19 protein-coding genes and 1 tRNA gene are annotated in these 23,050 nt (G+C 60.9%); 8 read left to right on the top strand and 12 right to left on the bottom strand.

Annotated elements, in window-relative coordinates:
* Positions 1–11: 11 nt before the first annotated feature.
* Positions 12–902 carry a helix-turn-helix domain-containing protein gene (locus tag FHT70_RS03410; protein ID WP_183698910.1) on the bottom strand — a complete coding sequence of 297 codons (891 nt, stop codon included), beginning with the start codon at positions 900–902 and terminating at the stop codon, positions 12–14.
* A gap of 118 nt (positions 903–1,020) precedes the next feature.
* On the opposite strand from FHT70_RS03410, the gene pobA reads away from it, so the two are divergent.
* The 7 genes from pobA (at position 1,021) to FHT70_RS03375 (ending at position 7,993) form a co-directional block, all read left to right on the top strand.
* On the top strand, positions 1,021–2,193 hold the full coding sequence (gene pobA / locus FHT70_RS03405; RefSeq protein ID WP_183698907.1) for a 4-hydroxybenzoate 3-monooxygenase: 1,173 nt from the start codon (positions 1,021–1,023) through the stop codon (positions 2,191–2,193).
* Positions 2,194–2,378: 185 nt separating this feature from the next.
* Positions 2,379–3,566, top strand: coding sequence for an ABC transporter substrate-binding protein (locus tag FHT70_RS03400; protein ID WP_183698905.1), 1,188 nt, complete (start codon positions 2,379–2,381; stop codon positions 3,564–3,566).
* Between the two features lie 67 nt (positions 3,567–3,633).
* Complete coding sequence (locus tag FHT70_RS03395; protein ID WP_183698903.1) at positions 3,634–4,497, top strand: branched-chain amino acid ABC transporter permease; 864 nt, start codon at positions 3,634–3,636, stop codon at positions 4,495–4,497.
* Position 4,498: 1 nt separating this feature from the next.
* Entirely contained in the window at positions 4,499–5,500 is a 1,002-nt protein-coding gene (locus FHT70_RS03390; RefSeq protein ID WP_183698901.1) for a branched-chain amino acid ABC transporter permease, read from the top strand.
* Positions 5,497–6,261, top strand: coding sequence for an ABC transporter ATP-binding protein (locus FHT70_RS03385; protein ID WP_085779309.1), 765 nt, complete (start codon positions 5,497–5,499; stop codon positions 6,259–6,261). The genes FHT70_RS03390 and FHT70_RS03385 overlap by 4 nt, the downstream gene beginning before the upstream one ends.
* On the top strand, positions 6,242–6,958 hold the full coding sequence (locus FHT70_RS03380; RefSeq protein WP_183698898.1) for an ABC transporter ATP-binding protein: 717 nt from the start codon (positions 6,242–6,244) through the stop codon (positions 6,956–6,958). Before FHT70_RS03385 ends, FHT70_RS03380 begins: the two co-directional genes overlap by 20 nt.
* 204 nt (positions 6,959–7,162) lie before the next feature.
* Positions 7,163–7,993 carry a VCBS domain-containing protein gene (locus tag FHT70_RS03375; protein ID WP_183698896.1) on the top strand — a complete coding sequence of 277 codons (831 nt, stop codon included), beginning with the start codon at positions 7,163–7,165 and terminating at the stop codon, positions 7,991–7,993.
* A gap of 405 nt (positions 7,994–8,398) precedes the next feature.
* Here FHT70_RS03375 and FHT70_RS03370 read toward each other — a convergent pair.
* Positions 8,399–8,475: transfer RNA gene (locus FHT70_RS03370), tRNA-Met, on the bottom strand.
* A gap of 136 nt (positions 8,476–8,611) precedes the next feature.
* Positions 8,612–9,811 carry a tRNA 2-thiouridine(34) synthase MnmA gene (gene mnmA / locus FHT70_RS03365; protein WP_183698894.1) on the bottom strand — a complete coding sequence of 400 codons (1,200 nt, stop codon included), beginning with the start codon at positions 9,809–9,811 and terminating at the stop codon, positions 8,612–8,614.
* A gap of 476 nt (positions 9,812–10,287) precedes the next feature.
* On the opposite strand from mnmA, the gene FHT70_RS03360 reads away from it, so the two are divergent.
* Entirely contained in the window at positions 10,288–10,554 is a 267-nt protein-coding gene (locus FHT70_RS03360; RefSeq protein WP_183698892.1) for a hypothetical protein, read from the top strand.
* A 106-nt stretch (positions 10,555–10,660) separates the two neighbouring features.
* Here FHT70_RS03360 and serA read toward each other — a convergent pair whose 3' ends face one another.
* The 9 genes from serA to tolB form a co-directional block, all read right to left on the bottom strand.
* On the bottom strand, positions 10,661–12,256 hold the full coding sequence (gene serA / locus FHT70_RS03355; RefSeq protein ID WP_183698890.1) for a phosphoglycerate dehydrogenase: 1,596 nt from the start codon (positions 12,254–12,256) through the stop codon (positions 10,661–10,663).
* A gap of 77 nt (positions 12,257–12,333) precedes the next feature.
* Positions 12,334–13,512, bottom strand: coding sequence for a phosphoserine transaminase (locus FHT70_RS03350; protein WP_183698888.1), 1,179 nt, complete (start codon positions 13,510–13,512; stop codon positions 12,334–12,336).
* A gap of 190 nt (positions 13,513–13,702) precedes the next feature.
* Entirely contained in the window at positions 13,703–14,539 is an 837-nt protein-coding gene (locus FHT70_RS03345; protein ID WP_183698886.1) for an outer membrane protein, read from the bottom strand.
* A gap of 257 nt (positions 14,540–14,796) precedes the next feature.
* Complete coding sequence (gene glmM / locus FHT70_RS03340; RefSeq protein ID WP_183698884.1) at positions 14,797–16,149, bottom strand: phosphoglucosamine mutase; 1,353 nt, start codon at positions 16,147–16,149, stop codon at positions 14,797–14,799.
* Between the two features lie 240 nt (positions 16,150–16,389).
* Entirely contained in the window at positions 16,390–18,321 is a 1,932-nt protein-coding gene (ftsH, locus tag FHT70_RS03335; protein WP_085779317.1) for an ATP-dependent zinc metalloprotease FtsH, read from the bottom strand.
* Between the two features lie 97 nt (positions 18,322–18,418).
* On the bottom strand, positions 18,419–19,882 hold the full coding sequence (gene tilS, locus FHT70_RS03330; protein ID WP_183698882.1) for a tRNA lysidine(34) synthetase TilS: 1,464 nt from the start codon (positions 19,880–19,882) through the stop codon (positions 18,419–18,421).
* 11 nt (positions 19,883–19,893) lie between these two features.
* Positions 19,894–20,880 (bottom strand): tol-pal system protein YbgF, encoded by a 987-nt coding sequence (gene ybgF / locus FHT70_RS03325; protein WP_183698880.1) that lies wholly within the window; start codon positions 20,878–20,880, stop codon positions 19,894–19,896.
* Between the two features lie 159 nt (positions 20,881–21,039).
* Complete coding sequence (pal, locus tag FHT70_RS03320; RefSeq protein ID WP_011426686.1) at positions 21,040–21,576, bottom strand: peptidoglycan-associated lipoprotein Pal; 537 nt, start codon at positions 21,574–21,576, stop codon at positions 21,040–21,042.
* Positions 21,577–21,728: 152 nt separating this feature from the next.
* Positions 21,729–23,039 carry a Tol-Pal system beta propeller repeat protein TolB gene (tolB, locus tag FHT70_RS03315; protein WP_183698878.1) on the bottom strand — a complete coding sequence of 437 codons (1,311 nt, stop codon included), beginning with the start codon at positions 23,037–23,039 and terminating at the stop codon, positions 21,729–21,731.
* Positions 23,040–23,050: the final 11 nt, after the last annotated feature.

The raw sequence follows: 23,050 nt of genomic DNA, 5'->3' as shown, positions 1-23,050 counted from the left end.
AATGCCGGACCCTACGCCCGTTCAAGCCGAGCTTTTTCGTTCATCCGCCAGACCCGCGGCGTTTCGCCCGTATATTTCAGGAAGAAGCGCGAGAAATAGGCGGGATCAGCAAAGCCAAGGCGAAATCCGATCTCCTGAACGCTGCCGATGGTAAAGACGAGCTGGCGCTTCGCCTCTTCGATCAATTTCCCGGCGATCAGCTCATGCGGGGTGTTTCCCGTCATGGAGCGAACGATACGGCTGAGATGCGTCGACGAAATGCCGAGTTCCTTGGCATAGAAGGAAGCCGGCCTGTGCGATCGAAAATGCTGCTGGATCAGTTCGTCCAGCATCTCCATCCGCCGCTCGTTCTCGTTTGACGGAAGCTCCTGTGCATGTCCTTCATGCGAAATCCGCGCCGTCAGCCGCAACGCCAGCCCGACATAGGCAGCCAACACCTCGTTGCGGCCACCGCGGCGGTTTTCGAATTCGTCGCCGAGCCGCCTCAGCGTCTGCATGACATAGGCAGCCTCGGCGTTATCGGGAGCGAGCGGCGTCAGAAGCGGCATCGCCAGCCACTCGCCCAGCTGGCTTCGCTCGCCTGGCGGGTGGCTAAGATGGGACTTCAATATAGTGATCACCAGGCCGTCGATATCACGCGAGAAGCGAAAGCCGTGATTGAGCCCAGGGGGAACCGTGATGATCGCAGGCGGGCAGATGGCGTGGTTCCTGTTGCCGAAGATCGCATCGCCCGAACCGGCTTCGATGTACAATATCTGAAAGAAGCTCTCGTGGCGGTGAAGCCGAATTTCCCATTGATGCAGGCTGCTGCGGGAGCGAATTGTTTCGCAATGCAACCAGAATTCCGGAGATCGCCCGGTATTTTCGCCATAGAGCTCGTAGGTCGGTATATGCCTGCTCATCGGCTCTCTCCTGTGCCAATGTTCGATAAGTGCAATTTTTCGGTCGGAATGTCCATTGTTGCGGCAATGGCGGCACGGCAGAATCTGACAAAGCGCAAAAATGCGAGGGAGGAAGCATTTGCGAACTCAGGTCGCCATCATCGGTTCGGGGCCATCCGGCCTTCTACTCGGTCAGCTTCTGACCGAAGCTGGAATTGACAACGTCATCCTCGACCGCGTGAGCAAGAACTATATCCTCGGCCGCGTCCGCGCCGGCGTGCTGGAGGAAGGCACTGTCGGGCTGTTGGACGAGGCCAAAACTGGAAGAAGATTGCATGCCGAAGGCTTGCCGCATGACGGCTTCTCGCTAGCCTTTGACGGCCGCGACCATCGCATCGATCTTCACGAATTGACCGGCGGCAGGCGCGTGACCGTTTACGGACAAACCGAGGTGACGCGCGATCTCATGGAGCGGCGGGAAGCTTGTGGCGCCCTTTCGATCTATGATGCCGCCGATGTGGCTCCGCATGATATCGACCGTGGCTCGCCCTTCGTTACCTACGCGAAGGATGGTATCGGCCACCGCATCGATTGCGATTTCATCGCCGGCTGCGACGGCTTTCATGGAATAAGCCGCAGAGCCGTTCCCGAACGGGCGATCCGAAGTTTCGAGAAGGTCTATCCCTTCGGCTGGCTCGGCCTACTCGCCGACGTGGCGCCGGTCAGCCATGAACTGATCTACGCCAACCACCCGAGGGGCTTCGCGCTCTGTTCGATGCGCTCGGCCACGCGCAGCCGCTACTATATCCAGTGCCCGCTTGACGCGAAGATCGAAGACTGGAGCGACGAGCGCTTCTGGGACGAGTTGAGACGGCGCCTGCCGGCCCATCACGCCGAAGCATTGACGACCGCCCCATCCTTCGAAAAATCGATCGCTCCGTTGCGCTCCTTCGTCGCCGAGCCCATGCGTTTCGGACGGCTCTTTCTCGTCGGCGACGCCGCCCATATCGTGCCGCCAACCGGCGCCAAGGGGCTGAACCTTGCAGCTAGCGATGTCCATTACCTGTTCTGCGGGCTCCTCGAGCATTACCGCGAAGGCTCCGACAGCGGCATCGACGCCTATTCGCAGACGGCGCTCGCCCGCGTATGGAAAGCCGTGCGGTTTTCCTGGTGGATGACGACCATAATGCACCGATTTCCCGATACCGGCGATTTCGATCAGAAGATCCAGGAAGCCGAACTCGACTATCTCACACATTCCCGTGCGGCCTCGACGGTGCTCGCGGAAAACTACGTGGGATTGCCGTTCTGACACGAAGATCGAGCATGAAAGTCGCACATAGACGCAGCGAACAACGAGTGGTCATGACCACGCAGAACCATAACCGGCAAATCATGTGTTTGGGGATTTATTTCATTTTACATCACCATTTCGCATGACAAGCTAACCAGAAATTCAATACGGCGCTGGAGTACGCCGAAAAGGGAGAGAGAAGAATGAGGAAGCTGTTTCTGGCCGCCGCTGCGGCAATTGTTATGGGCACCAGCGCCTATGCCGACACGATCAAGGTCGGCGTCATCGGGCCGTTCTCCGGTCCCTTCGCGCTTCAGGGCAAGAACTTCAAGGCCGGCATCGAAGCCTATATGGCTGTCAACGGCAACAAGGTCGGCAGCGACGCGGTCGAGATCGTCTACCGCGACGTGCCGCAGGCCGACCCGGCCCAATCCAAGGCGCTGGCGCAGGAACTGATCGTCAAGGAAAAGGTCCAGTATCTCGCCGGCTTCTATTTCACCCCCGACGCCATGGCGGTGACGCCGATCCTGAAACAGGGCAACGTGCCGATGATTATCATGAACGCCGCCACCTCGGCGATCGTGACCAAGAGCCCGCTCGTGGTGCGCACCTCCTTTACGACGTGGCAAACCTCGACGCCGATCGCCAAGGTCGCTTTCGACGCAGGCGTCAAGAAGGTGATCTCGGTCGTCAGCGATTACGGCCCCGGCATCGACGCCGAGAATGCCTTCAAGGCCGGCTTCGAAAAGGCCGGCTTCGAAAAGGCCGGCGGCCAAGTGGTCGAGGCCATCCGCATGCCGCTTGCCACCAACGACTTCAGCCCGATCATGCAGCGCATCAAGGATTCCGGCGCCGAGGGCGTCTTCGCCTTCTTGCCATCGGGCCCGACGACGCTCGGCTTCGTCAAGGCCTATAACGAGAATGGCTTGAAGGCCGCCGGCATCAAGTTCTTCGCGCCGGGGGATCTGACGCAGGAATCCGATCTGCCGGCGCTTGGCGACGCCGCACTCGGCATCCAGACGACCTTCCACTATGCCGTGTCGCACGACTCGCCAGAGAACAAGGCTTTTGTCGAGGCTGCCGCCAAGGCGATCGGCAACAAGGCTGAACTCTCCTTCCCGGCCGTCAGCGCCTATGACGGCATGTATGTCATCTACAAGATGATCGAGGCGACGGGTGGCAAGCAGGATGCAGAGAAGGCCGTCGACGCGGTCAAGGGCCTTGCCTGGGTGAGCCCGCGCGGCCCGGTCTCGATCGATCCGGAAAGCCGGCACATCACCCAGAACATCTATCTGCGCGAAGTCGCCAAGGCCGATGACGGGACCTACATCAACAAGGAGGTCCAGACCTTCGAAAAACAGGGCGATCCGGGCCTCACCGCGGCCAAGTAAGATTGCGGCATCCGGACCGGCGGCGGGCTCGCGCATCGCGCCCGCCGCATCGAAGTAAGGTATTTACATGCAGACAGTCTTCAGCATCGCCGTCGACGCCTTTGCCTATGGCATGGCGCTCTTCGTGATCTCGATCGGCCTTTCCGTGACCATGGGGCTGATGCGTGTCGTCAACCTGGCGCATGGCGCCTTCGCCATGATCGGAGGCTACATCGCCTCCTATGCCGCCCGTGACCTCGGTCTTAGTTATGCTGTCGCAGTCGTCGCGGCCGTCTTCGTCACGATCATCATCGCAATTCCGCTCGAGCGTTTTCTCTACCGCCGGATCTATGGCGCCCCTGAACTGACCCAGGTGCTGATGACAATCGGCATCTCTTTCTGCGTCATCGGCATCGCGAACTACGTGATGGGACCGACGCTGAAGACGATACCGCTTGCCGGCGCCTTGCAGGGATCGGCCGATCTCGGATTCCGCACCATTCCCGTGCACCGGCTTTTCGTCATCTTCTGCGGTCTCGCCGTTGCGCTCGCCCTGTGGTTCGCGATCGAGCGAACGAGCTTCGGGGTCAAGCTGCGCGCCTCCGTCGACGATGCGGCGATGGCTGCCGCACTCGGCGTGCGCACCCAGATCATCTATGCGGTGAGCTTTGCCGTTGCCGTCGGGCTTGCCGCCTTCGGCGGTGTGGTCGGCGCCGAACTGCTGCCGGTCGAACCTTACTACGCGCTTCGCTATATGGTGACCTTCCTCGTCGTCGTCTCCGTCGGCGGCGCCGGCTCCATTCCCGGCGCGCTGATTGCCTGCCTGCTGCTTGGCGCCATCGATACGACGGGACGCTATCTGATGCCGGAATTCGGGGAATTCTTCTTCTATCTCGCCGTAATCGCCATCATCTGCGTCTTCCCGCGCGGCCTTGCCGGAAGGATGAAATAGGATGACGCTCGTCATGAACAACGAAACCGAACGCCTCCGGCATCAGCGCGCAGTCAATGCCGATCTTCTCGGAGTAGCGGCCATCACGGCCATCGCCGCGATCGGCTATTTCGCCTTTCCCGACAATCTGGCGCTTCTGACGCGGATGATCACGATCGCCCTGCTCGTCCTGTCGCTCGATCTCGTGACCGGTTATTGCGGCGTCGCAACGCTCGGCCATGCCGCGCTGTTCGGCTCCGGCGCCTATGCCGCCGGGATCCTGTCGGCGCATTACGGCATCAACGACCCGGTGCTGATGATGCTTGCCGGCATAACAGGGGGCGCGGTTGCCGGGCTGCTCTGCGGCGCGATCATCCTGCGCGCGCATGGGCTGCCGCAACTCGTGCTGTCGATTGCGCTCGTCCACCTCTTCCATGAATTTGCCAACAAGGCCTCCGCCTGGACGGGAGGCAGCGACGGGCTTTCCGGCATCGCGCCGGATCCGATATTCGGCATTTTCGAATTCGATCTCTACGGCCACACCGCCTTCTTCTTCGGAATGACGCTGCTCGTCATCGTCTTCGTGCTGCTGCGATTGCTGGTTCGCTCACCCTTCGGCATGCTCTGCCGCGGTATCCGGCAAGACCCGCTGCGCATCCGCGCCATGGGCGGCTCGCCGAAGGCCGCTCTCATCAAGATGTACGTGATCTCAGGCGCCGTTGCCGGCGTCGGCGGCGCGCTGAATGCGATCTCGACCCAGGTCGTCGGGCTCGACAGCCTGTCGTTCACGCAATCGGCCGAAGCGCTTGTCATGCTCGTGCTCGGCGGCACCGGCTCCCTCTTCGGCGCGCTCTCCGGCACCGTCATCTTCATGCTCTTCGAAGATTATGTCTCGGCGGCCAATCCCTTTCACTGGCTGACCATGGTCGGCGCCCTGCTGATCGCCGTCGTGCTGTTTGCGCCGAAAGGCCTCTACGGAACGGCCGCCGCCTTCATCGGCCGCCGGAAGGAGACGCGCGCATGAGCCCGGTCTTCGAAGTAACCAATCTCAGGAAAGCCTTCGGCGGCCTTGCCGTCACCAATGATGTCTCGCTGGCAATGGCGCCCGGCGACCGCATCGCGCTGATCGGCCCGAACGGCGCCGGCAAGACCACATTCGTCAACCTCGTCACCGGCAATCTCTCCCCCGATTCCGGCGAGGTTCGCCTCGGCGGCGAGGCGGTGACGAAGGTGGATGCGATCGGCAGGGTCAAACGCGGCCTCGTCCGATCCTTTCAGGTGACGCGGCTTTTTCAGGATATGACGCCCGCCGAACATGTGGGGCTCGCCGTCCTTCAGCGTGACGGAAAGACCCGCAAGATGTTCGGGAATTTCCTCGCCATGCCCGACGTCATGGCGGAGGTCGACGATCTCCTGGGTAAACTCGGGCTGGCCTCGCTGATGCATCGCAGAGTCAGCGAGATCGCCTATGGCCAGCAGCGGCTCCTCGAAATCGCCGTGGCGCTGGCGCTGAGGCCGAAGGTGCTGCTGCTCGACGAGCCTGCGGCCGGCGTTCCGCAAAGCGATACCGGCCGCATCGAACAGGCGCTGGCCGACCTTCCCGCCGATCTCGCCGTCCTGATGATCGAACACGACATGGACCTCGTCTTCCGTTTTGCCAAGCGCGTCATCGTGCTGGCGGCCGGCGCGATCATCTTCGACGGCCTGCCGGCCGATGTCACCAAGGATGCCCGCGTGCGCGAGGCCTATCTCGGGAGCTATGCCAATGCCAGCCCTGTCGCTTGAGGTTGAAAACCTGTCGGCCGGATACGGGCCGACGCGGGTGCTCGAAGGCATCTCCTTCACCGTGCCGGCGGGCGCCCGTCTCGCCGTGCTCGGCCGTAACGGTATGGGTAAGACCACGCTGCTGGCAACGCTTGCCGGCCAGACCAGGCGGTATCAAGGCCGGATCCACCTCGGTGGTTCGGATGTCACCGCAGCACCGAGCGCAATGCGCGCCCATAGGGGCCTCGGCTATGTGCCTCAGACGCGCTGCGTCTTTCCGACGCTGACGGTCGAAGAGAACCTTTTCGTCGGTCTGAAGGCGCGGCCGAAGACGGCGCTGGAGGAAGCCTATGCCATGTTCCCGCGCCTGAAGGAGCGCCGCCGAAACCTCGGCAACCAGCTCTCCGGCGGCGAGCAGCAGATGCTTTCAACAGCCCGCACCATTCTCGGACGCCCGTCCGTGCTGTTGGTCGACGAACCGTTGGAGGGCTTGGCCCCCGTGATCTGCGAGGAACTGATGGCGGCCTTCACAGAACTCGCCAAATCAGGCGACATGACGATCCTTCTGGTCGAACAACGCATTCAGAGCGCGCTCGATTTCGCCGATCGGGTCATCATTCTCGAACGCGGGAGGGTGGCCTGGACCGGTACGCCGTCGGACTTGTCGAAGGATCACGAAGCAGTAGAAAGCTTGCTCGGAGTGGGCGGCCTGCATTGAAGCAATCAATGCAGTATATCGTCGGTATCACGTCATCATCGGCTCGCAGACGTCGAAGCCGACGCCTCTACTTGGATATTTGAGCTGCAGAAAAATTGCGCCTGTTGGATTTGACAGCTGAATTGATCTGACGCTCCGTCAATTTCGTTGCCAAGCACCCGATACGGTTGCATATTCAAACAATACTTTAGACGGGAGGTGGAAATGGCAAACCACAAGCCGATCGCAGGTGACGTATACCAGCCTATTTTCGATGTCGACAAGCCGATTGACGGCAACATTCTGGACAGCACCAGTTACATGGATGCCGACGGAGATCTTGTGCGTCTCAACTTCGTGAACGGGCAGCGAATTCCGCAACCGCCCAATCCGGATGGACCGGCCACGACGACGATCGAGGGAAAGTACGGCACGCTGACCGTCTATTCCAACGGCTATTACACCTATGAACTCGATCCCTCCAATCCGGTGGTATCAGCGCTCGGCCCGGGAGATCAACTCCTCGACCAGTTCAGTTTCAAGATTTCGGACGGTAGAGGCGCTACCGACGTCGGCTTGCTCAATATCGCTGTTGACCTGCCGGAGCGCGGCGACATCTTTGTCAATTTCGAGGATGTCGGCAAACACGATTTCCCCACAGGCTACAAGGGCTTCGATTGGGGCGCCTGGCACGATGGCGATGATGCAACGATACAAAAGGAAGCTGATGGCAATCACTATCTCTCAGGCGGCGTATTCTGGACACCCATCCAGGCCGCAGATGGCGGCACCTTTCAGATCGAGCAATTCAGCGTGGCAAACGGTACATCAGACTATGACAACGTTCTGACGATCGAAGGCAGGCTGAACGGCGATACCGTGTTCTTGGTCACGGTCAACGTGACCGCCGACAGCATCCATGACCCGCAAGTGATTGATCTCAGCGCCTATGGGCTGATAGACTATCTCATACTCGACACCGAACCCGTCATCACCGAAACGAGCGGGCCTGATTATTATGGCGCGCAATACGACAATTTTTACTTTGTCGTTTGAGAATGGGGGAGGCGTCGGGTTCCCGAAGGCTTTCCCAGCTTACCGAGCGGCTTTTCTGGTAGCGATTTCTTGCGATAGCTAATCGACCTCCACCCTGCTAGCCTTCGATCGTGCGGAGGAGCACGAACATACTCGGATGGAGGAAATGATGCAGTCAGTCGGGGTTAAGTTAGCGGCGGTGATGTTCTCACTGGCCGTATGGGCTGCTATCATCGCTGCCGCATCCCATCTCTACGCGATGAAAATGCCGCTATTGCATTTAGCGCTCTACAGATAACTGTTCTCGGCGTAGGCCGAACTGTTTTGTCCGCTTGCCGCAGCGTTTGGAGCTGGAATGTGCTACCGGCCCGCGTGAATGCGGCTCAATATCGAGCCGCAAGGATCACAAATTCTTTAACAAAGAGATGGTAGCGGAGGAGGGATTTGAACCCCCGACACAAGGATTATGATTCCTCTGCTCTGACCTACTGAGCTACTCCGCCACTGGTCAAACGATACCTGCTCGCGAAGCGCTGCGGGCTCGTGGGATGAGCGGCTTATAAGGTGCGCTTCGGCTCTGTGTCAAGCGCAGGATAGAGAAAAACGCTGAGCTTTGCCGCCCGTCGTTTCCGATAGGTTTCAGGCGGCGACGGGGCCGGTCAGCAGAGCCTTCAGCGAGGCTTCGGCCGAAGGTTCGCGTTCGGAGCGTTCGATAAAACCGCCACCGAAGACGCGGGCGTCGTCGCCGGGCGCCGAATAAAGCGCGCAGGCTTGCCCCGGCGCGATGCCCGCCTCGCCGACGGTCAGATCGACATAGGTGCCTGTCGCATCGACATGCAGTATGGCAGGCGCCGGTGCCCGCGTCGAGCGGACCTTGGCGTAGCAGGCAAAGCCATCACCGGAAGCAGCCTGCGCGAGCGTCTCGTCGCCCAGCCAGTTGACGTCGCGCAAATAGACGCGGTGCGTCTCCAGCGCCTCTTTTGGACCGACGATGACGCGGCGCGAACGGGCGTCGAGATAGACGACGTAGAGCGGCTCGCCGGTGGCGATGCCGATGCCGCGGCGCTGGCCGATGGTGAAATGCAGGATGCCTTCATGGTTTCCCAGCACGCGGCCGTCGAGATGGACGATTTCGCCGGCGAGCGCCGCATTCGGCTTCAGTTTGGTGATGATGTCGGAATATTTGCCCTGCGGCACGAAGCAGATGTCCTGGCTGTCGGCCTTTTTGGCAACGACGAGGCCCATTTCTTCGGCAAGCCGGCGGGTCTCGGCCTTCGGCAGGCCGCCCAGGGGAAAGCGGAGATAGTCGATCTGCTCCTGCGTCGTGGCGAAGAGGAAATAGCTCTGGTCGCGGTCGGCATCGGCCGGGCGGAATAGCGCGCGGCGGCCGGGATGGTCAGGCGAAGGGTTCGGCCGCGACCGGATATAGTGGCCGGTCGCCAGCGCATCGGCGCCGAGCTCCTTGGCCGTTGCCAGAAGATCGGCGAATTTGACGGTCTGGTTGCAGGAGACGCAGGGGATCGGCGTCTCGCCGGCTACATAGCTTTCGGCGAAAGGATTGATCACCGTTTCGCGGAAGCGCTTCTCGTAGTCGAGCACATAATGCGGAATGCCGAGCGTTTCGCAGACACGGCGGGCGTCGTCGATATCCTGGCCGGCGCAGCAGGAGCCGGCACGGTGAACAGCGGCGCCGTGATCGTAGAGCTGCAGCGTGATGCCAAGCACATCGTAACCCTGCTGCTTGAGAAGGCCGGCCACGACGGAAGAATCGACGCCGCCCGACATGGCGACGACAACGCGGGTCTCTTCCGGCTTCTTATCAAAATCCAGTGTGTTCAACGGTGGTGCCAAATTCTGCGCGCTCATAACCCGCCCTTGCGCTGCAATTGCGGCGGATTGCTGATCTCAGGCGGGATCGGCCGCCTTTCTGGGTAAGCGACCGATATAGAAAGGATTGCAGCAGGACGCAAGGGGAGCCGATCGTTTCGCAATTGCGTCACAAAGGAAGGCGCGGCCGAAGTCACGCCTTGGAAGCGGGGTGCGGCTCAGGTGCCGATCAGCTTGTTGCAGGCGAATACGATGCCTGGATTGGCGATGACAACAGACACGATCGCCAGTCCGATTATCGAGCATGAATAGCGTTTCACATCATCCTCCATTTCAGCTCATATGAATTAACTCAAAATAACGAATGCTTGAACATCAACTAGCTCAACTGGAGATCGCCGGACAATTAATTACCACCCTATGGAACTATTCCGTCGATCATGCGTTGCAAGTAATCAATGTCGCAATCGAATGCTGCGGAGGGTTTGATGGCCAGGTTCGGCACGACGACAGATTACAGCAGGATCAGAGATTGGATCGAGGCGCGCGGCGGTCATCCCGCCCGGATCAAGGATGCGAGGGATAGCGAAACTGTTCGCGTCGATTTCTCGGCGGACTCACAGGAGGAAATCTCCTGGGACGAGTTCTTCCGGGGTTTTGACGGAAGCAGACTCGCCTTCCTTCACCGCACGAAGGCCGAGGACGACAGAGCCCGCTTCGGCAAGATGGTCCGCCGCAAACGCCGGCACCACTGAAAATCATCATTCCCCAACGTAGAAAACCCGGCGCCGTTTCCGGCACCGGGTTGTCCATGGTTTCCTTCGGAGGAGGAAACCAGAGCAGGTCGCGCCGCGACGCGCTTTAGTCGATGTTGAAGGTCAGCAGCTTTGCCTGCCGGATCGCCTGATGCGCCGTCAGCTGCGCGAGCACGCCATCATCCACCTCGCCGTCGACATAGAGCAGCGCAATGGCGTCGCCACCCTGCTTGTCGCGGCCGAGCTGGAAGTTGGCGATGTTGACGCCGGCAGTGCCGAGCGTCGTACCGATGAAGCCGATCATGCCGGGGACGTCGGTATTGGTGATGTAGATCATATGCGAGCCGACATCGGCATCGAGATTGATGCCCTTGATCTGGATGAAGCGCGGCTTGCCATCCGAAAACACCGTGCCGGCGACCGAACGGGTCATGCTTTCGGTGGTCACCGTCAGCTTGATGTAACCGTCGAAGACGCCCGTCTTGTCGCGCTTGACCTCGGAAAGCACGATGCCCTTTTCCTTGATCATGATCGGCGCCGAAACCATGTTGACGTCGGCGACCTGCGGGCGGATGAGGCCGGCAAGCACCGCGCTCGTCAGCGCCCGCGTGTTCATGTTGGCGGTGACGCCGTCATAGAGGATTTCGATTTCCTTGATCGGCTCTTCGGTGACCTGGCCGACGAAGGCGCCGAGAACATCGGCGAGACGGATGAAGGGCTTCAGGATCGGCGCCTCTTCCGCGGTAATCGACGGCATGTTGATGGCATTGGAGACGGCACCGTTGACGAGGTAATCCGACATCTGTTCGGCGACCTGCAGGGCGACGTTTTCCTGCGCTTCGGTCGTCGAAGCGCCGAGATGCGGCGTGCAGACGACGTTCGGCAGGCCGAAGAGCGGGCTTTCCTTGGCGGGCTCGACCTCGAAGACGTCGAAGGCAGCGCCGGCGACGTGGCCTGATTTGATGGCTTCGGCAAGGGCTGCCTCATCGACGAGGCCGCCGCGGGCGCAGTTGATGATGCGCACGCCGGGCTTGGTCTTGGCCAGCGCTTCCTTGTTGAGGATGCCGCGCGTCTTGTCGGTCATCGGCACGTGCAGCGTGATGAAATCGGCGCGGGCGAAAAGCTCGTCCAGCTCGACCTTGGTGACGCCCATCTCCTCGGCGCGCTCCTTGGACAGGAACGGGTCATAGGCGACGACATGCATTTTCAGGCCGATAGCGCGGGCGCAGACGATCGAGCCGATATTGCCGGCGCCGATGACGCCGAGCGTCTTGCCGGTGATTTCGACGCCCATGAATTTCGACTTTTCCCACTTGCCGGCCTGGGTCGAGGTATCGGCCGCAGGCAGCTGGCGGGCGACGGCGAACATCAGCGCGATTGCGTGTTCGGCCGTGGTGATGGAATTGCCGAAGGGCGTGTTCATGACGATGATGCCGCGGCGCGAGGCGGCCGGGATATCGACATTGTCGACGCCGATGCCGGCGCGGCCGACGACCTTGAGATTCGTCGCCCCTGCGATGATCTTTTCCGTCACTTTGGTGGCGGAGCGGATGGCAAGGCCGTCATATTTGCCGATGACTTCGAGCAGACGATCTTTGTCTTTACCGAGCTGCGGCTCGAAATCGACTTCGACGCCACGGTCGCGGAAGATCTGGACAGCGGTTTCCGACAATTCGTCGGATACGAGAACGCGAGGTGCCATTGTGGCCTCCTTCAAAAGTGTTCAGCGATGATTGAAATCAGGGGCTCCGCCCAGTGGCGGAGCCGGATGCGATCACGTCAGGCAGCGGCCTGAGCGAGCTGCGCCTTCTGCGTTTCGAAAGCCCAGGAAAGCCAAGGCATCAGCTTCTGCATGTCGGATGCCTCGATCGTGGCGCCGGCCCAGATGCGCAGGCCCGACGGCGCGTCGCGGTAATGGCCGATGTCATAAGCGACACCTTCTTTTTCCAGGAGGCCGACGAGGCCCTTGGCGAAATTCGCCTGGCTGTCGTCATCGAGCGCGGTGATGTCCTTGTCGACAATCTTCAGGCAGACGGAGGTGTTGGAGGCCGTTTCCGCCTTGACGGCGAGATTGGCGATCCAGTCGTTCGCCGCGACGAAATCGTGGATGACCTTGGCATTGGCATCGGCACGAGCAATCAGCGTCTGGAGACCGCCGATCTCCTTGGCCCAGAGCAGCGCGTCGATATAATCCTCGACGCAGAGCATCGAAGGCGTATTGATCGTCTCGCCCTGGAAAATGCCTTCGGTCAGCTTGCCGCCCGAGGTCATGCGGAAAATCTTCGGCAGCGGCCAGGCGGGCGTGTAGGTGGTGAGACGCTCGACGGCCCGCGGCGAGAGAATGATGACGCCATGGGCGCCCTCACCGCCCAGCACCTTCTGCCAGGAGAAGGTGACGACGTCGAGCTTGGCGAAATCGAGCTCCTGGGCAAAAGCGGCCGAGGTGGCGTCGCAGATCGTCAGACCCTTGCGGTCGGCAGGAATGAAATCGGCATTCGGCACGCGCACGCCCGAGGTCGTGCCGTTCCAGGTGAAGACGACGTCGCGGTCGAAATCGACGGCGGATAGATCGGGAAGCTCGCCGTAGCCCGCTTCGAGCTTGCGCACATCCTTGAGCTTCAGCTGTTTGACCACATCGGTGACCCAGCCGGCGCCGAAGCTTTCCCAGGCGAGCATGTCGACGCCGCGTTCGCCGAGCAGCGACCAGAGCGCCATTTCGACGGCGCCGGTGTCGGAAGCCGGCACGATGCCGATGCGGTAAGCCGCCGGCACTTCGAGAATTTCACGGGTAAGGTCGATGGCCTGCTTGAGCTTGGCCTTGCCGACCTTCGCGCGGTGCGAACGGCCGAGGGCCGCGTCGGAAAGGGCTTCGAGCGACCAACCGGGGCGCTTCGAGCAGGGGCCAGAAGAAAAATGGGTATTGTGCGGACGGATGTCCGGCTTTGCGGTCTTCGCCATGATGCTATCCTCTCAGATAGAAAGCCCTTCGTTGGGGAAGGGTGTCCCGCCGCCGTGTGTATGGATCGGAAGCGTCATAGTCAAGATCGAAGTGTCGCAAGCTGTAGATATTTTGACGCAGGCAGGGTGGCGAAAAAATGAAAAAGCCGCCCGGCGCGAGGGCGGCTTTCTGATGCGATGGTTGATCGGCCTACTTGTAGACCGGCTGCTGCAGCGGGATTGCCGGCGGCTCGTAGGCGACCGGCTGAGCGCAGCCACCGAAGAGGTAGCGGGCGCCCAAGCGGGCTTCATGGGCGTTGAGGCCCCTGTCGCGGCCCGGGCCGCCATTATCGGCGTAGCCGAACATATTGCCGCCGTCGATATGCAGATAGCGGTAACCGACGTCGGCCTTGATGTTGCAGGTCACGTCGATCGAAGCGCCGGCCATGAGGGCGTAGGTGAAGCGCCAGTTGCCCTTGCCGCCATGGGTCACCTCATCGTCGCAGAAGCTGCCGTCGTCGGCGCAGGCGACGTTGCGCAGGTTTTTCCACTTGACGTAAGAACCGCCGATACCGGCGCCGACATAGGGCGTCACATAGCCGTAGGTGCCGAGATCAACATAGGCGTTGGCCAGTAGCGTATAGGCGGTCAGCGAAGAGCGGTCGCTCGAGGTGCAATCCACCAGCGGGAAGCCGCACTGCCCAGATGTCGAGCCCTTGAAATCCGCCTGGGTGAGATAGTCGAAAGTCAGATCGGTGCGCAGATAGCTGTTGATCTGGTAACCGACACCGCCACCAACCGTCCATGCGTCATCGAGATCGGCGTCGTCGAAATCGACCTCCGTGGCGTTGCTGCCTTGGAAATATCGCGCGCCGCGGAGATCTGTGAAAGCATAACCGACATCGCCGCGCAGATACCACCCGGTCGCTTCGCTGACAGTCACCTCCGGCGGCTGCTCCGGAATGGGCTCGGCAGGGGCGAGATCCGCAGAATAGGCATTTGTCGCTATCAAGAATGCGGCGAAGATGCCGGATAAGCTTCTTTTCATGGATTTCACTCCAAAATCCCGTTGCGTCGGCAAGCTCCGTCGCTGCCAATCTGATACGCTTTGCATGGATAATGAATTGGAAACGTTAAAAGCTGCTTAACCACGCTTGTTTACTTTGATTTCAAGCATCTCGGCCGCATGAAACAGAAGATCGACCGCGTCGTGAAATGATTTGCGCAGAGATACATGCCACCCGCGTACGCAACAAAAAAGCCGGCGCTCGCGCACCGGCTTTTTGATTGTCTGTTCTTGCAGGGTCAGGCAGCGGTCCGGACATTCGAGATCGTGCCGATCAGCTCGTTGACGATACGCTCGATCTGGGCGCGGTCGTCGCCCTCGGCCATGACGCGGATCAGCGGCTCGGTGCCGGAAGGCCGGATGACGAGGCGGCCGTTTCTGGCGAGCTCGGCTTCTGCATCGGCGATCGCCTTCTGGACCTGAATATCCTCCAGCGGCTTGCCACCGCTGATGCGGACATTGCGCAGGAGCTGCGGCACCGGCTCGAAGCGGCGGCAGACCTCGCTGACAGTACGGCCGGTGCGCTTGACAGCGGCAAGGATCTGCAGCGCCGCGACCAGACCGTCGCCCGTCGTCCCGTAATCCGAAAGCACGATATGGCCCGATTGCTCGCCGCCGACATTATAATTGTGCTGGCGCATATGCTCCACAACATAGCGGTCGCCGACCTTCGTGCGGGCAAGCGCCATGCCGCGTTCGTCCAGGAAACGCTCAAGGCCGAGATTGGACATGACAGTGGCGACGATGCCGTTACCGCGCAGTTGCTGGTTCTCGGCCCAGCTCTCGGCGATGACGGCCATCAACTGGTCGCCGTCGACGATCGAACCGTTCTCATCGATAATGATGACGCGGTCCGCGTCGCCGTCGAGCGCGATGCCGATATCGGCGCGAACCTCGTCGACTTTCTTCTGCAATGCGACGGGGCTTGTGGAACCGCAATTGAGATTGATATTGGTGCCGTTCGGTTCGTTGCCGATGGTGACGACATCGGCGCCGAGTTCCCAGAGCACGGCGGGCGCCACCTTGTAGGCAGCACCATTGGCGCAATCGATCGCCACCCTCAGTCCCTGCAGCGTCACGTCGCGCGGCAGCGTGCGCTTAGCATGTTCGATATAACGGTCATGCACGCCGTCGACGCGCTTGGCCCGGCCGATATCGTCGGATTTGGCAAGCTGCGCGTTCAGGTCCTTTTCGAGCAGGTCCTCGATCTCGGCCTCGATGTCGTCCGACAGCTTGTAACCGTCGGGACCAAACAGCTTGATGCCGTTATCTTCATAAGGATTGTGCGAAGCAGAGATCATTACGCCGATATCGCAGCGCAGCGAACGCGTCAGCATGGCGACGGCAGGCGTCGGGATCGGGCCGAGAATGAAGGCGTCGAGGCCCGCAGCCGTAAAGCCTGCCACCATCGCATTCTCAAGCATATAGCCGGAAAGGCGCGTATCCTTACCGATGACGACGCGATGACGGTGGTTGCCCCGGCGGAAGATCGTGCCGGCGGCGATGCCGACCCGCATGGCAAGATCCGGCGTCATCGGGAAGACGTTGGATTGACCGCGAATACCGTCCGTACCAAAATAGCGTCTTTTCATCTGCACTCCTGCGCTTTGGCGCGCCATTCAAGGCAGCGCATCATTCCAAGCAAATCCGGCTTCAATGGATTGTCGTCAGTCCAGGAGCGTGATTCATGCTTGCTTCTCTTCAGCGGAATGCCACAAATTGTGGCAATCGGCACGTAAATTAGCGAGAAAAATGATTATATCCCGTTACCAATGAAAAAGGCCGGATCTCCCATCGCGGAAATCCGGCCTTTTTCGAGATCGTGTCGCAGCTCAATGCGGCTGCGGTTCAAGGCCGCCTTCGGGCTCATCGCCCTTGGTGGCTGGCCGCACCCCAGCCTTCGGAACGGCCGATCCGCGGCTCGGCGGCGAATCGTCGCCGAGGTCGCGGGACGGCTTCTCGCCCCGGATCAGCGCCTTGATCTCATCGCCGGTCAGCGTCTCGTACTCAAGCAGCCCTTCGGCAAGCGCGACGAACTCATCGTGCTTTTCCGTTAGGATCGTGCGGGCCTGGTCGTAGGCTTCGTCGATCAGGCGGCGCACTTCATTGTCGATCTTCTGCGCGGTCGCTTCCGAAACATTCTTCGACTGCGAAACCGAGTGACCGAGGAAGACTTCCTGCTGGTTCTCGCCATAGGCGACCTGACCGAGCTGATCGGAGAAGCCCCACTGCGTGACCATGGCGCGGGCAAGCTTGGTAGCCTGCTCGATGTCAGAGGAGGCACCGGAAGTGATGTTCTCCTTGCCAAAGGTGAGTTCCTCGGCGACGCGGCCGCCCATCATGATGCAGAGGCGCGAGACCATCCACTTGTAGCTCATCGAGTAGCGGTCGCCCTCGGGAAGCTGCATGACCATGCCGAGCGCACGGCCGCGCGGAATGATCGTCGCCTTGTGCAGCGGGTCGGCAACGGCGACGTTAAGCGCGGTGATGGCGTGTCCGGCCTCGTGATAGGCGGTGAGCTTCTTTTCCGCTTCGGTCATTGCCGAGGAACGGCGCTCGGCGCCCATCATGATCTTGTCCTTGGCGTCCTCGAACTCCTGCATGGTGACGACGCGCTTGTTGCGACGGGCAGCCATCAGGGCGGCTTCGTTGACGAGGTTCATCAGATCGGCGCCGGAGAAACCGGGCGTGCCGCGGGCGAGAACCTTCAGATCGACATTCGGCGCCAGCGGAACGTTGCGGGCATGCACTTTGAGAATGCGCTCACGGCCGACGATGTCGGGGTTCGGTACCACGACCTGGCGGTCGAAACGGCCGGGGCGCAGCAGCGCGGGATCGAGAACGTCAGGGCGGTTGGTGGCAGCGATCAGGATCACGCCTTCATTCGCCTCGAAGCCGTCCATTTCCACGAGCAACTGGTTCAGCGTCTGCTCGCGTTCATCATTGCCGCCGCCGAGACCGGCGCCGCGATGGCGGCCGACCGCATCGATTTCGTCGATGAAGATGATGCAGGGCGCATTCTTCTTCGCCTGCTCGAACATGTCGCGCACACGGCTTGCACCGACGCCGACGAACATCTCGACGAAGTCGGAACCGGAAATGGTGAAGAAGGGCACGTTGGCTTCGCCGGCGACCGAGCGGGCGAGCAGCGTCTTACCGGTGCCAGGAGGGCCGACCAGCAGCACACCGCGCGGGATCTTGCCGCCGAGACGCTGGAACTTCTGCGGATCACGCAGGAATTCGACGATTTCCTCGAGATCCTGCTTCGCCTCGTCGACGCCGGCGACGTCTTCAAAGGTAACGCGGCCATGCGCTTCCGTCAGGAGCTTGGCCTTGGATTTGCCGAAACCCATCGCGCCGCGCGAGCCGCCCTGCATCTGCCGCATGAAAAACAGCCAGACGCCGAGGATGAGAAGCATCGGCAACAACGTGCCGAGATAGCTCAAAAAACCCGAAGAACCATCCGTTTCGGGACGGGCGGACACCAGCACATTCTTCTGCTGCAGGCGATCCAGCAGGCTGTCGTCGATGACAGGCGAATAGGTCTGGAAGGTGGAGCCATTTTCAACATAGCTTCCGGAGACCCGGTTGCCGGTGACCACGACTTCCTTCACACGGCCCGCATCAACCTCACGCAGAAACTGCGAATAAGGGATATCACGGGAGCCCGTCTGCGCCGGCGCCGTCTGAAACATGCTGAAAAGGGCGATCAGCAAAAGCGCGATGATCGCCCACAATGCGAAATTACGTAAGTTAGGGTTCATTGAACTCCCCAGCACTGCAACAGCCGCCTCATGGCGACCGTCTTATTAGGTTCTAACATAGGGTTGCGCCGCGCTATTGCCAAGGCAATCCCCCAAGTCAGATGGTTTTTCCGTCAATACTTCTTAAAGGCAGCCCCGAATAGGGCGGCATCGCGAAAACCGCCGAAAGCCTGTCGGCAAAGATGAAATCAAATCGTGTCAAAAAGCGGTCGAAGGGTGCGAAATAAGGCGTCAGTTCAACCATTGAAGCGGATTCTGGAGATAAATAGGCTCCATCTGAGGATAAGGCAGGCGCCGACGCGATTGCGCGTTTCCATGCGGATGTGGGAAGCTCCCTGCCGCGCCCTCCCTCATTCCTGTGCTCGTCACAGGGATCCAGCGCGCCCAAGCCCTTGGACGCAGAAGACTCGTTACGCATCGGTGAGTCATTCACCGCGCCGACGCGCGGTGGCTGGACTCCTGTGACGGGCACAGGAAGGAGGGAGGAGCGCGCGGCCTGAGCTTCCACCCTCATGGTCGTTCCTAACCGGTTTTCAACACGGAACCTGCCATCCCAAACCCCCGTCTCCCCCGACTGCAATATCAGCGGCACCATCCCTCGGTACTCGCGCGCCAGATAAAGCCCGTCGCGCCTCAGATCGAACACCACTCTGCCGGCGGTCATCCGTCCCGGCGCGCTGCTGCCGGCGGCGAATGCGAGAATACGTTCCATCTTCACCCTGCCCGGCGCGAATGGCTGCCCCCCGAATACCGCCGTCAGGCGGCCGAGCGTATAGTCGAGGACCGCAGGGTCCTGCCGCAACCCGCCAGGCATCACCTGCCCAAGCACGCCGCCGTGAAGCTGGAAATGGCGATCCAGCCATTCGGCGGCTCGAGACGAGAGAGTGAGCCGCTCCGCCCAGGCGGCGCGTATATCCTTCTCCACAGATGTATGGGCCGAAAGTTGCCGGCGCATCCGCACACGCTCGTAATTCGTATCCTCATTGCTCGGATCGTCGATCCACCGCACGCCCCGCGCCCGCAGGAAAGCGCGGATATCCATCCGAGTGGAAAATAGAAGCGGGCGCAAAATCCAGAATCGCCGGTCGAAAAGCACGGCATCGGCAATACCGGTCGAAACCTGCTCCGTTCGCATGCCACGCATGGCAAGCGTTTCGCGCTGGTCGTCCAGCGTATGGCCGGTGACGATGAGGTTGGCGCCGAGCGCTTCGGCTGCCTCGGCTAGAAGGCTGTAACGGGCCTCGCGTGCCGCGGCCATGATGCCGGTTTTCGGTTTTTCGCCCTGCCATGTGGCGCTCATATGGGGAATGCCGAGGGCTGCACAGAGGGCTGCGACCTCTCGCGCCTCGTCTGCGGAACCGGCACGCAGCGCGTGGTCGACGGTCGCGGCACAAAGGGAAATTTCAAGATGGGGCGCGGCCTTCACGACTTCATCGAGGAGAAGAAGCAGGCCGGTGGAATCGCTGCCGCCAGAGATCGCGACGAGAATGCGCGCAGGACTTCGAAGCGATGCGAGAAACTGGCGGATCGCCTGTCGAGGCGATGCGGCGTCCGGAGACATTCCGGAAGACCTCAGCAGGCGAGGCGTTTCTGTTCGCTCGCAACCTTGCTTATGACGGCGCGTGACGCCTTCGGATAACGCTTCGAGACTTCGCGCAGGGTCGCGCAGGCGGTTTCCTTGTTGTCGAGGGCAGCAAGCGACATGCCAAGCTTCAACAGCATTTCCGGCGCCTTTTCCGAGCTGCCGTATTTCTGATGTGCGTTGAGGAAAGTCTTGGCCGCCTCGTTATATTTGCCCTGCGAATAGAGCGCTTCGCCGAGCCAGAAATTGGCGTCCGCCGCGCGTGCGCTGCTCGGGTAACGGGCGATGTACTGATTGAATTCCTGCTCGGCCGTGCTGTAATCGCCCGAGAGCACGTGGCCGTATGCTGACTTATACTGATCCGCCTCGCCGCCGAGCGAGGCCGTCTGCTGCGGCGTGCCGCTGTTGGCAGTGGGAACCGGGCCGGATCCGATGGTGGCGTTTTCATCGACGCTTCCGCCGATCGCATTGCCGTTCTGGTCGAACTCGATCGAGCCGAGCTGCTTCGGCGGCTGTCCGAGGCCGGTATTGGCAGGCACATCGGTGGAGGGAGCCGTTTCGGCCCCCTGCGGTGCTTGAATCACTCTGGCGACGTCGTCGCTGCCGGACACTCCCGGAGCGGCATCGGTCTCGCTCTTTTTGACCGGAGCCTTGGCGCCGCCACCGCTACCGGTTTTTTCGAGCTGCTGGAAGCGGAATTCATTGTCTTCCTGCTGCTTGCGGATCGTCTCCTGCATCTGCAGAAGCTGAAAGCTCATCTCCTCGATTCGGCCATTCAGCTGCCGCATCTGCTCTTCGAGCTGCTGCACGCGGATTTCCGCGTCTCCGCTCTGCACCTTGACGACGGGCGGGGCCGGCTGCTGTTCCGCGGATCGGCCGCCGAGATGCAGCCCGAAGAACGAGGCCGAATAAGCCGTCCGTTCGCTCCCGGTGATAGCCGCCAGGCACAGCATGCCTGCCACGACAAGTTTCTTCATATGTATCGTCCTGTCCCAGTGATTCTTCGCGCCATGAGGCACGAACAGGAGATTTTTCCAATTGCTGTCAAAAAGCAACGGAGTCTGGCCAAAGTGTGGTCAAAAAGAAAGGCGGCCCGCTGCGGGACCGCCTCTGCGAAAACGAATTATATCCGAAGATTACATGCCGGCGCCGCCGAGCACGGTGACCGCGCGGCGGTTCTGCGACCAGCAGGAAATATCGTCGCAGACGGCGACCGGACGTTCCTTGCCGTAGGAGATCGTCTTCATGCGCTGTGCCGGAACGCCGCGCGAAGCGAGGTAGTCCTTGGTGGCAGCAGCGCGACGGGCGCCGAGTGCGAGGTTGTATTCGCGGGTGCCGCGTTCGTCGGCATGGCCTTCAACGGTGATCTGGTAGTTCGGGTAACGACCGAGCCACTGTGCCTGACGGTCGAGCGTCTGAGCGGCATCGGCGCGGATCGACGTGGAGTCGGTATCGAAGAAGATGCGGTCGCCGACATTGACCGTGAAGTCCTGGGTCGAGCCCGGCGTCGCGGCGCCTGCGCCGAGACCCATGTCGCCGGCGCTGTTCGGCATGCCGCCGTTCTTCTTGTTCGCGCAGCTTGCAAGCGCGAGACCGGCCAGAAGCGCGATCATGACAGGGTTGCGGGCGAAATTCTGCATACGGCTCATTGCCGGGGTATGAATTCGGCTCATGGCCGGTCTCCTTGCGAGTTCATCAGGGTTTCCGGACAGTAACCGCACTCGGTTAACCGCCCCTCAAAGATTATGGTTAACAGTTTACTGATTTGTCCCGTGTCGCCCGGTTTCCACGACTTTGAGGCGACATAAGGGCAGTGATGCACTCGCTACTCCAGCAGCGGCGACCAAGCCGGGTCGGATGCATAGCTCGGCGTCTTCACAAGCTGCTCGTTATAACCAGTCAGATCAATCGAATAGAGTTGCGGGCCACCCGCGCCTGCCGCTTGGCGGAAGAACATCAGCACCCGGCCGTTCGGCGCCCAGGTCGGGCCTTCATTGTGGAAGCCGGACGTCAGGATGCGCTCGCCCGAGCCATCTGGCTTCATCACGCCGATGGAGAACTTGCCGCCGGACTGTTTGGTGAAGGCGATGAGATCGCCGCGCGGCGACCAGACCGGCGTCGAATAGGAGCCGTCACCGAAGGAAATGCGGGTCTGGCCCGAGCCATCGGCGTTCATCACGTAGATCTGCGGCTTGCCACCTCGGTCGCTTTCGAAGCTGATGCGGGCACCGTCAGGCGAATAGGAGGGCGAGGTGTCGATCGCCGCCGTCGAGGTCAGCCGCGTCGTCGTGCGCGAGCGCAGGTCCATCGTATAGATGTTGGAATTGCCTTCCTGCTGGAGGCTCATGATCACCTTCTGGCCATCAGGCGAAAAACGCGGCGAGAAGGTCATGCCGGGAAAGTTGCCAACGACTTCACGCTGCCCGGTTTCGAGCTGCAGCAGGTAGACGCGCGGCTGCTGGTTGGCGAAGGACATGTAGGTGACTTCCTGCCGGCTCGGCGAGAAGCGCGGCGTCAACACAAGATCGCTGCCGTCGGTCAGCGTCCGCACGTTGAAACCGTCCTGGTCCATGATCGCCAGCTGGCGCTTGCGCTGCTGCTTGGTGCCGGATTCGGAGACGAAGACGACGCGGGTGTCGAAGTATCCCTCTTCGCCGGTGATCTGCTTATAGATCGCGTCGGCAATGATGTGGGCAACACGGCGCCAGTTCTCCGGCTGCGTGTAGAACTGCTGGCCGGTCATCTGCTGGCCGGCGAACGTATCCCAGAGACGGAATTCGGCGCGAAGGCGGCCATCCGCTTCCTGCGTGACACGGCCGGTTACCAGCGCCTGGGCGTTGATGACCTTCCAATCCTCGAAGCGCGGCGCGGCATCCGGATTGGAAATCTTCTCGATGAAGGCGGTCTTGTTGATTGGCGCAAACAGACCGGAGCGCTGCAGGTCGGCAGCGATGACCTGCGAGACCTCCGCGCCCATATCGCCCTGCAGGAAGTCCGTCACAGCAATCGGCAATGGCTGGACGTTGCCCTTGTTGATGTTAATCTCGACCAGCGCATTCGCCGGTGTCGCGAACGCAGCAATGGTCATGAGACCGGCAGCGACGGCGATCGCGCGGAAGAAAGAACATTTGTTCATGGAGTAAAAGC

The organism is Rhizobium sp. BK049 (assembly GCF_014193135.1).
Classification (GTDB): domain Bacteria; phylum Pseudomonadota; class Alphaproteobacteria; order Rhizobiales; family Rhizobiaceae; genus Rhizobium.
Note: the sequence above shows the minus strand (reverse complement) of the source record. Positions and strands in the feature narration are given on the sequence as shown.

Coding starts and splice junctions, on each gene's coding strand:
- glmM (WP_183698884.1), bottom strand. CDS start 16,149: ATGAAAAGACGCTATTTTGGTACGGACGGTATTCGCGGTCAATCCAAC.
- tilS (WP_183698882.1), bottom strand. CDS start 19,882: ATGTCTCCGGACGCCGCATCGCCTCGACAGGCGATCCGCCAGTTTCTC.
- FHT70_RS03350 (WP_183698888.1), bottom strand. CDS start 13,512: ATGGCGAAGACCGCAAAGCCGGACATCCGTCCGCACAATACCCATTTT.
- FHT70_RS03380 (WP_183698898.1), top strand. CDS start 6,242: ATGCCAGCCCTGTCGCTTGAGGTTGAAAACCTGTCGGCCGGATACGGG.
- FHT70_RS03345 (WP_183698886.1), bottom strand. CDS start 14,539: ATGAAAAGAAGCTTATCCGGCATCTTCGCCGCATTCTTGATAGCGACA.
- FHT70_RS03410 (WP_183698910.1), bottom strand. CDS start 902: ATGAGCAGGCATATACCGACCTACGAGCTCTATGGCGAAAATACCGGG.
- FHT70_RS03400 (WP_183698905.1), top strand. CDS start 2,379: ATGAGGAAGCTGTTTCTGGCCGCCGCTGCGGCAATTGTTATGGGCACC.
- FHT70_RS03390 (WP_183698901.1), top strand. CDS start 4,499: ATGACGCTCGTCATGAACAACGAAACCGAACGCCTCCGGCATCAGCGC.
- pal (WP_011426686.1), bottom strand. CDS start 21,576: ATGAGCCGAATTCATACCCCGGCAATGAGCCGTATGCAGAATTTCGCC.
- ftsH (WP_085779317.1), bottom strand. CDS start 18,321: ATGAACCCTAACTTACGTAATTTCGCATTGTGGGCGATCATCGCGCTT.
- FHT70_RS03385 (WP_085779309.1), top strand. CDS start 5,497: ATGAGCCCGGTCTTCGAAGTAACCAATCTCAGGAAAGCCTTCGGCGGC.
- FHT70_RS03395 (WP_183698903.1), top strand. CDS start 3,634: ATGCAGACAGTCTTCAGCATCGCCGTCGACGCCTTTGCCTATGGCATG.
- serA (WP_183698890.1), bottom strand. CDS start 12,256: ATGGCACCTCGCGTTCTCGTATCCGACGAATTGTCGGAAACCGCTGTC.
- FHT70_RS03375 (WP_183698896.1), top strand. CDS start 7,163: ATGGCAAACCACAAGCCGATCGCAGGTGACGTATACCAGCCTATTTTC.
- tolB (WP_183698878.1), bottom strand. CDS start 23,039: ATGAACAAATGTTCTTTCTTCCGCGCGATCGCCGTCGCTGCCGGTCTC.
- FHT70_RS03360 (WP_183698892.1), top strand. CDS start 10,288: ATGGCCAGGTTCGGCACGACGACAGATTACAGCAGGATCAGAGATTGG.
- ybgF (WP_183698880.1), bottom strand. CDS start 20,880: ATGAAGAAACTTGTCGTGGCAGGCATGCTGTGCCTGGCGGCTATCACC.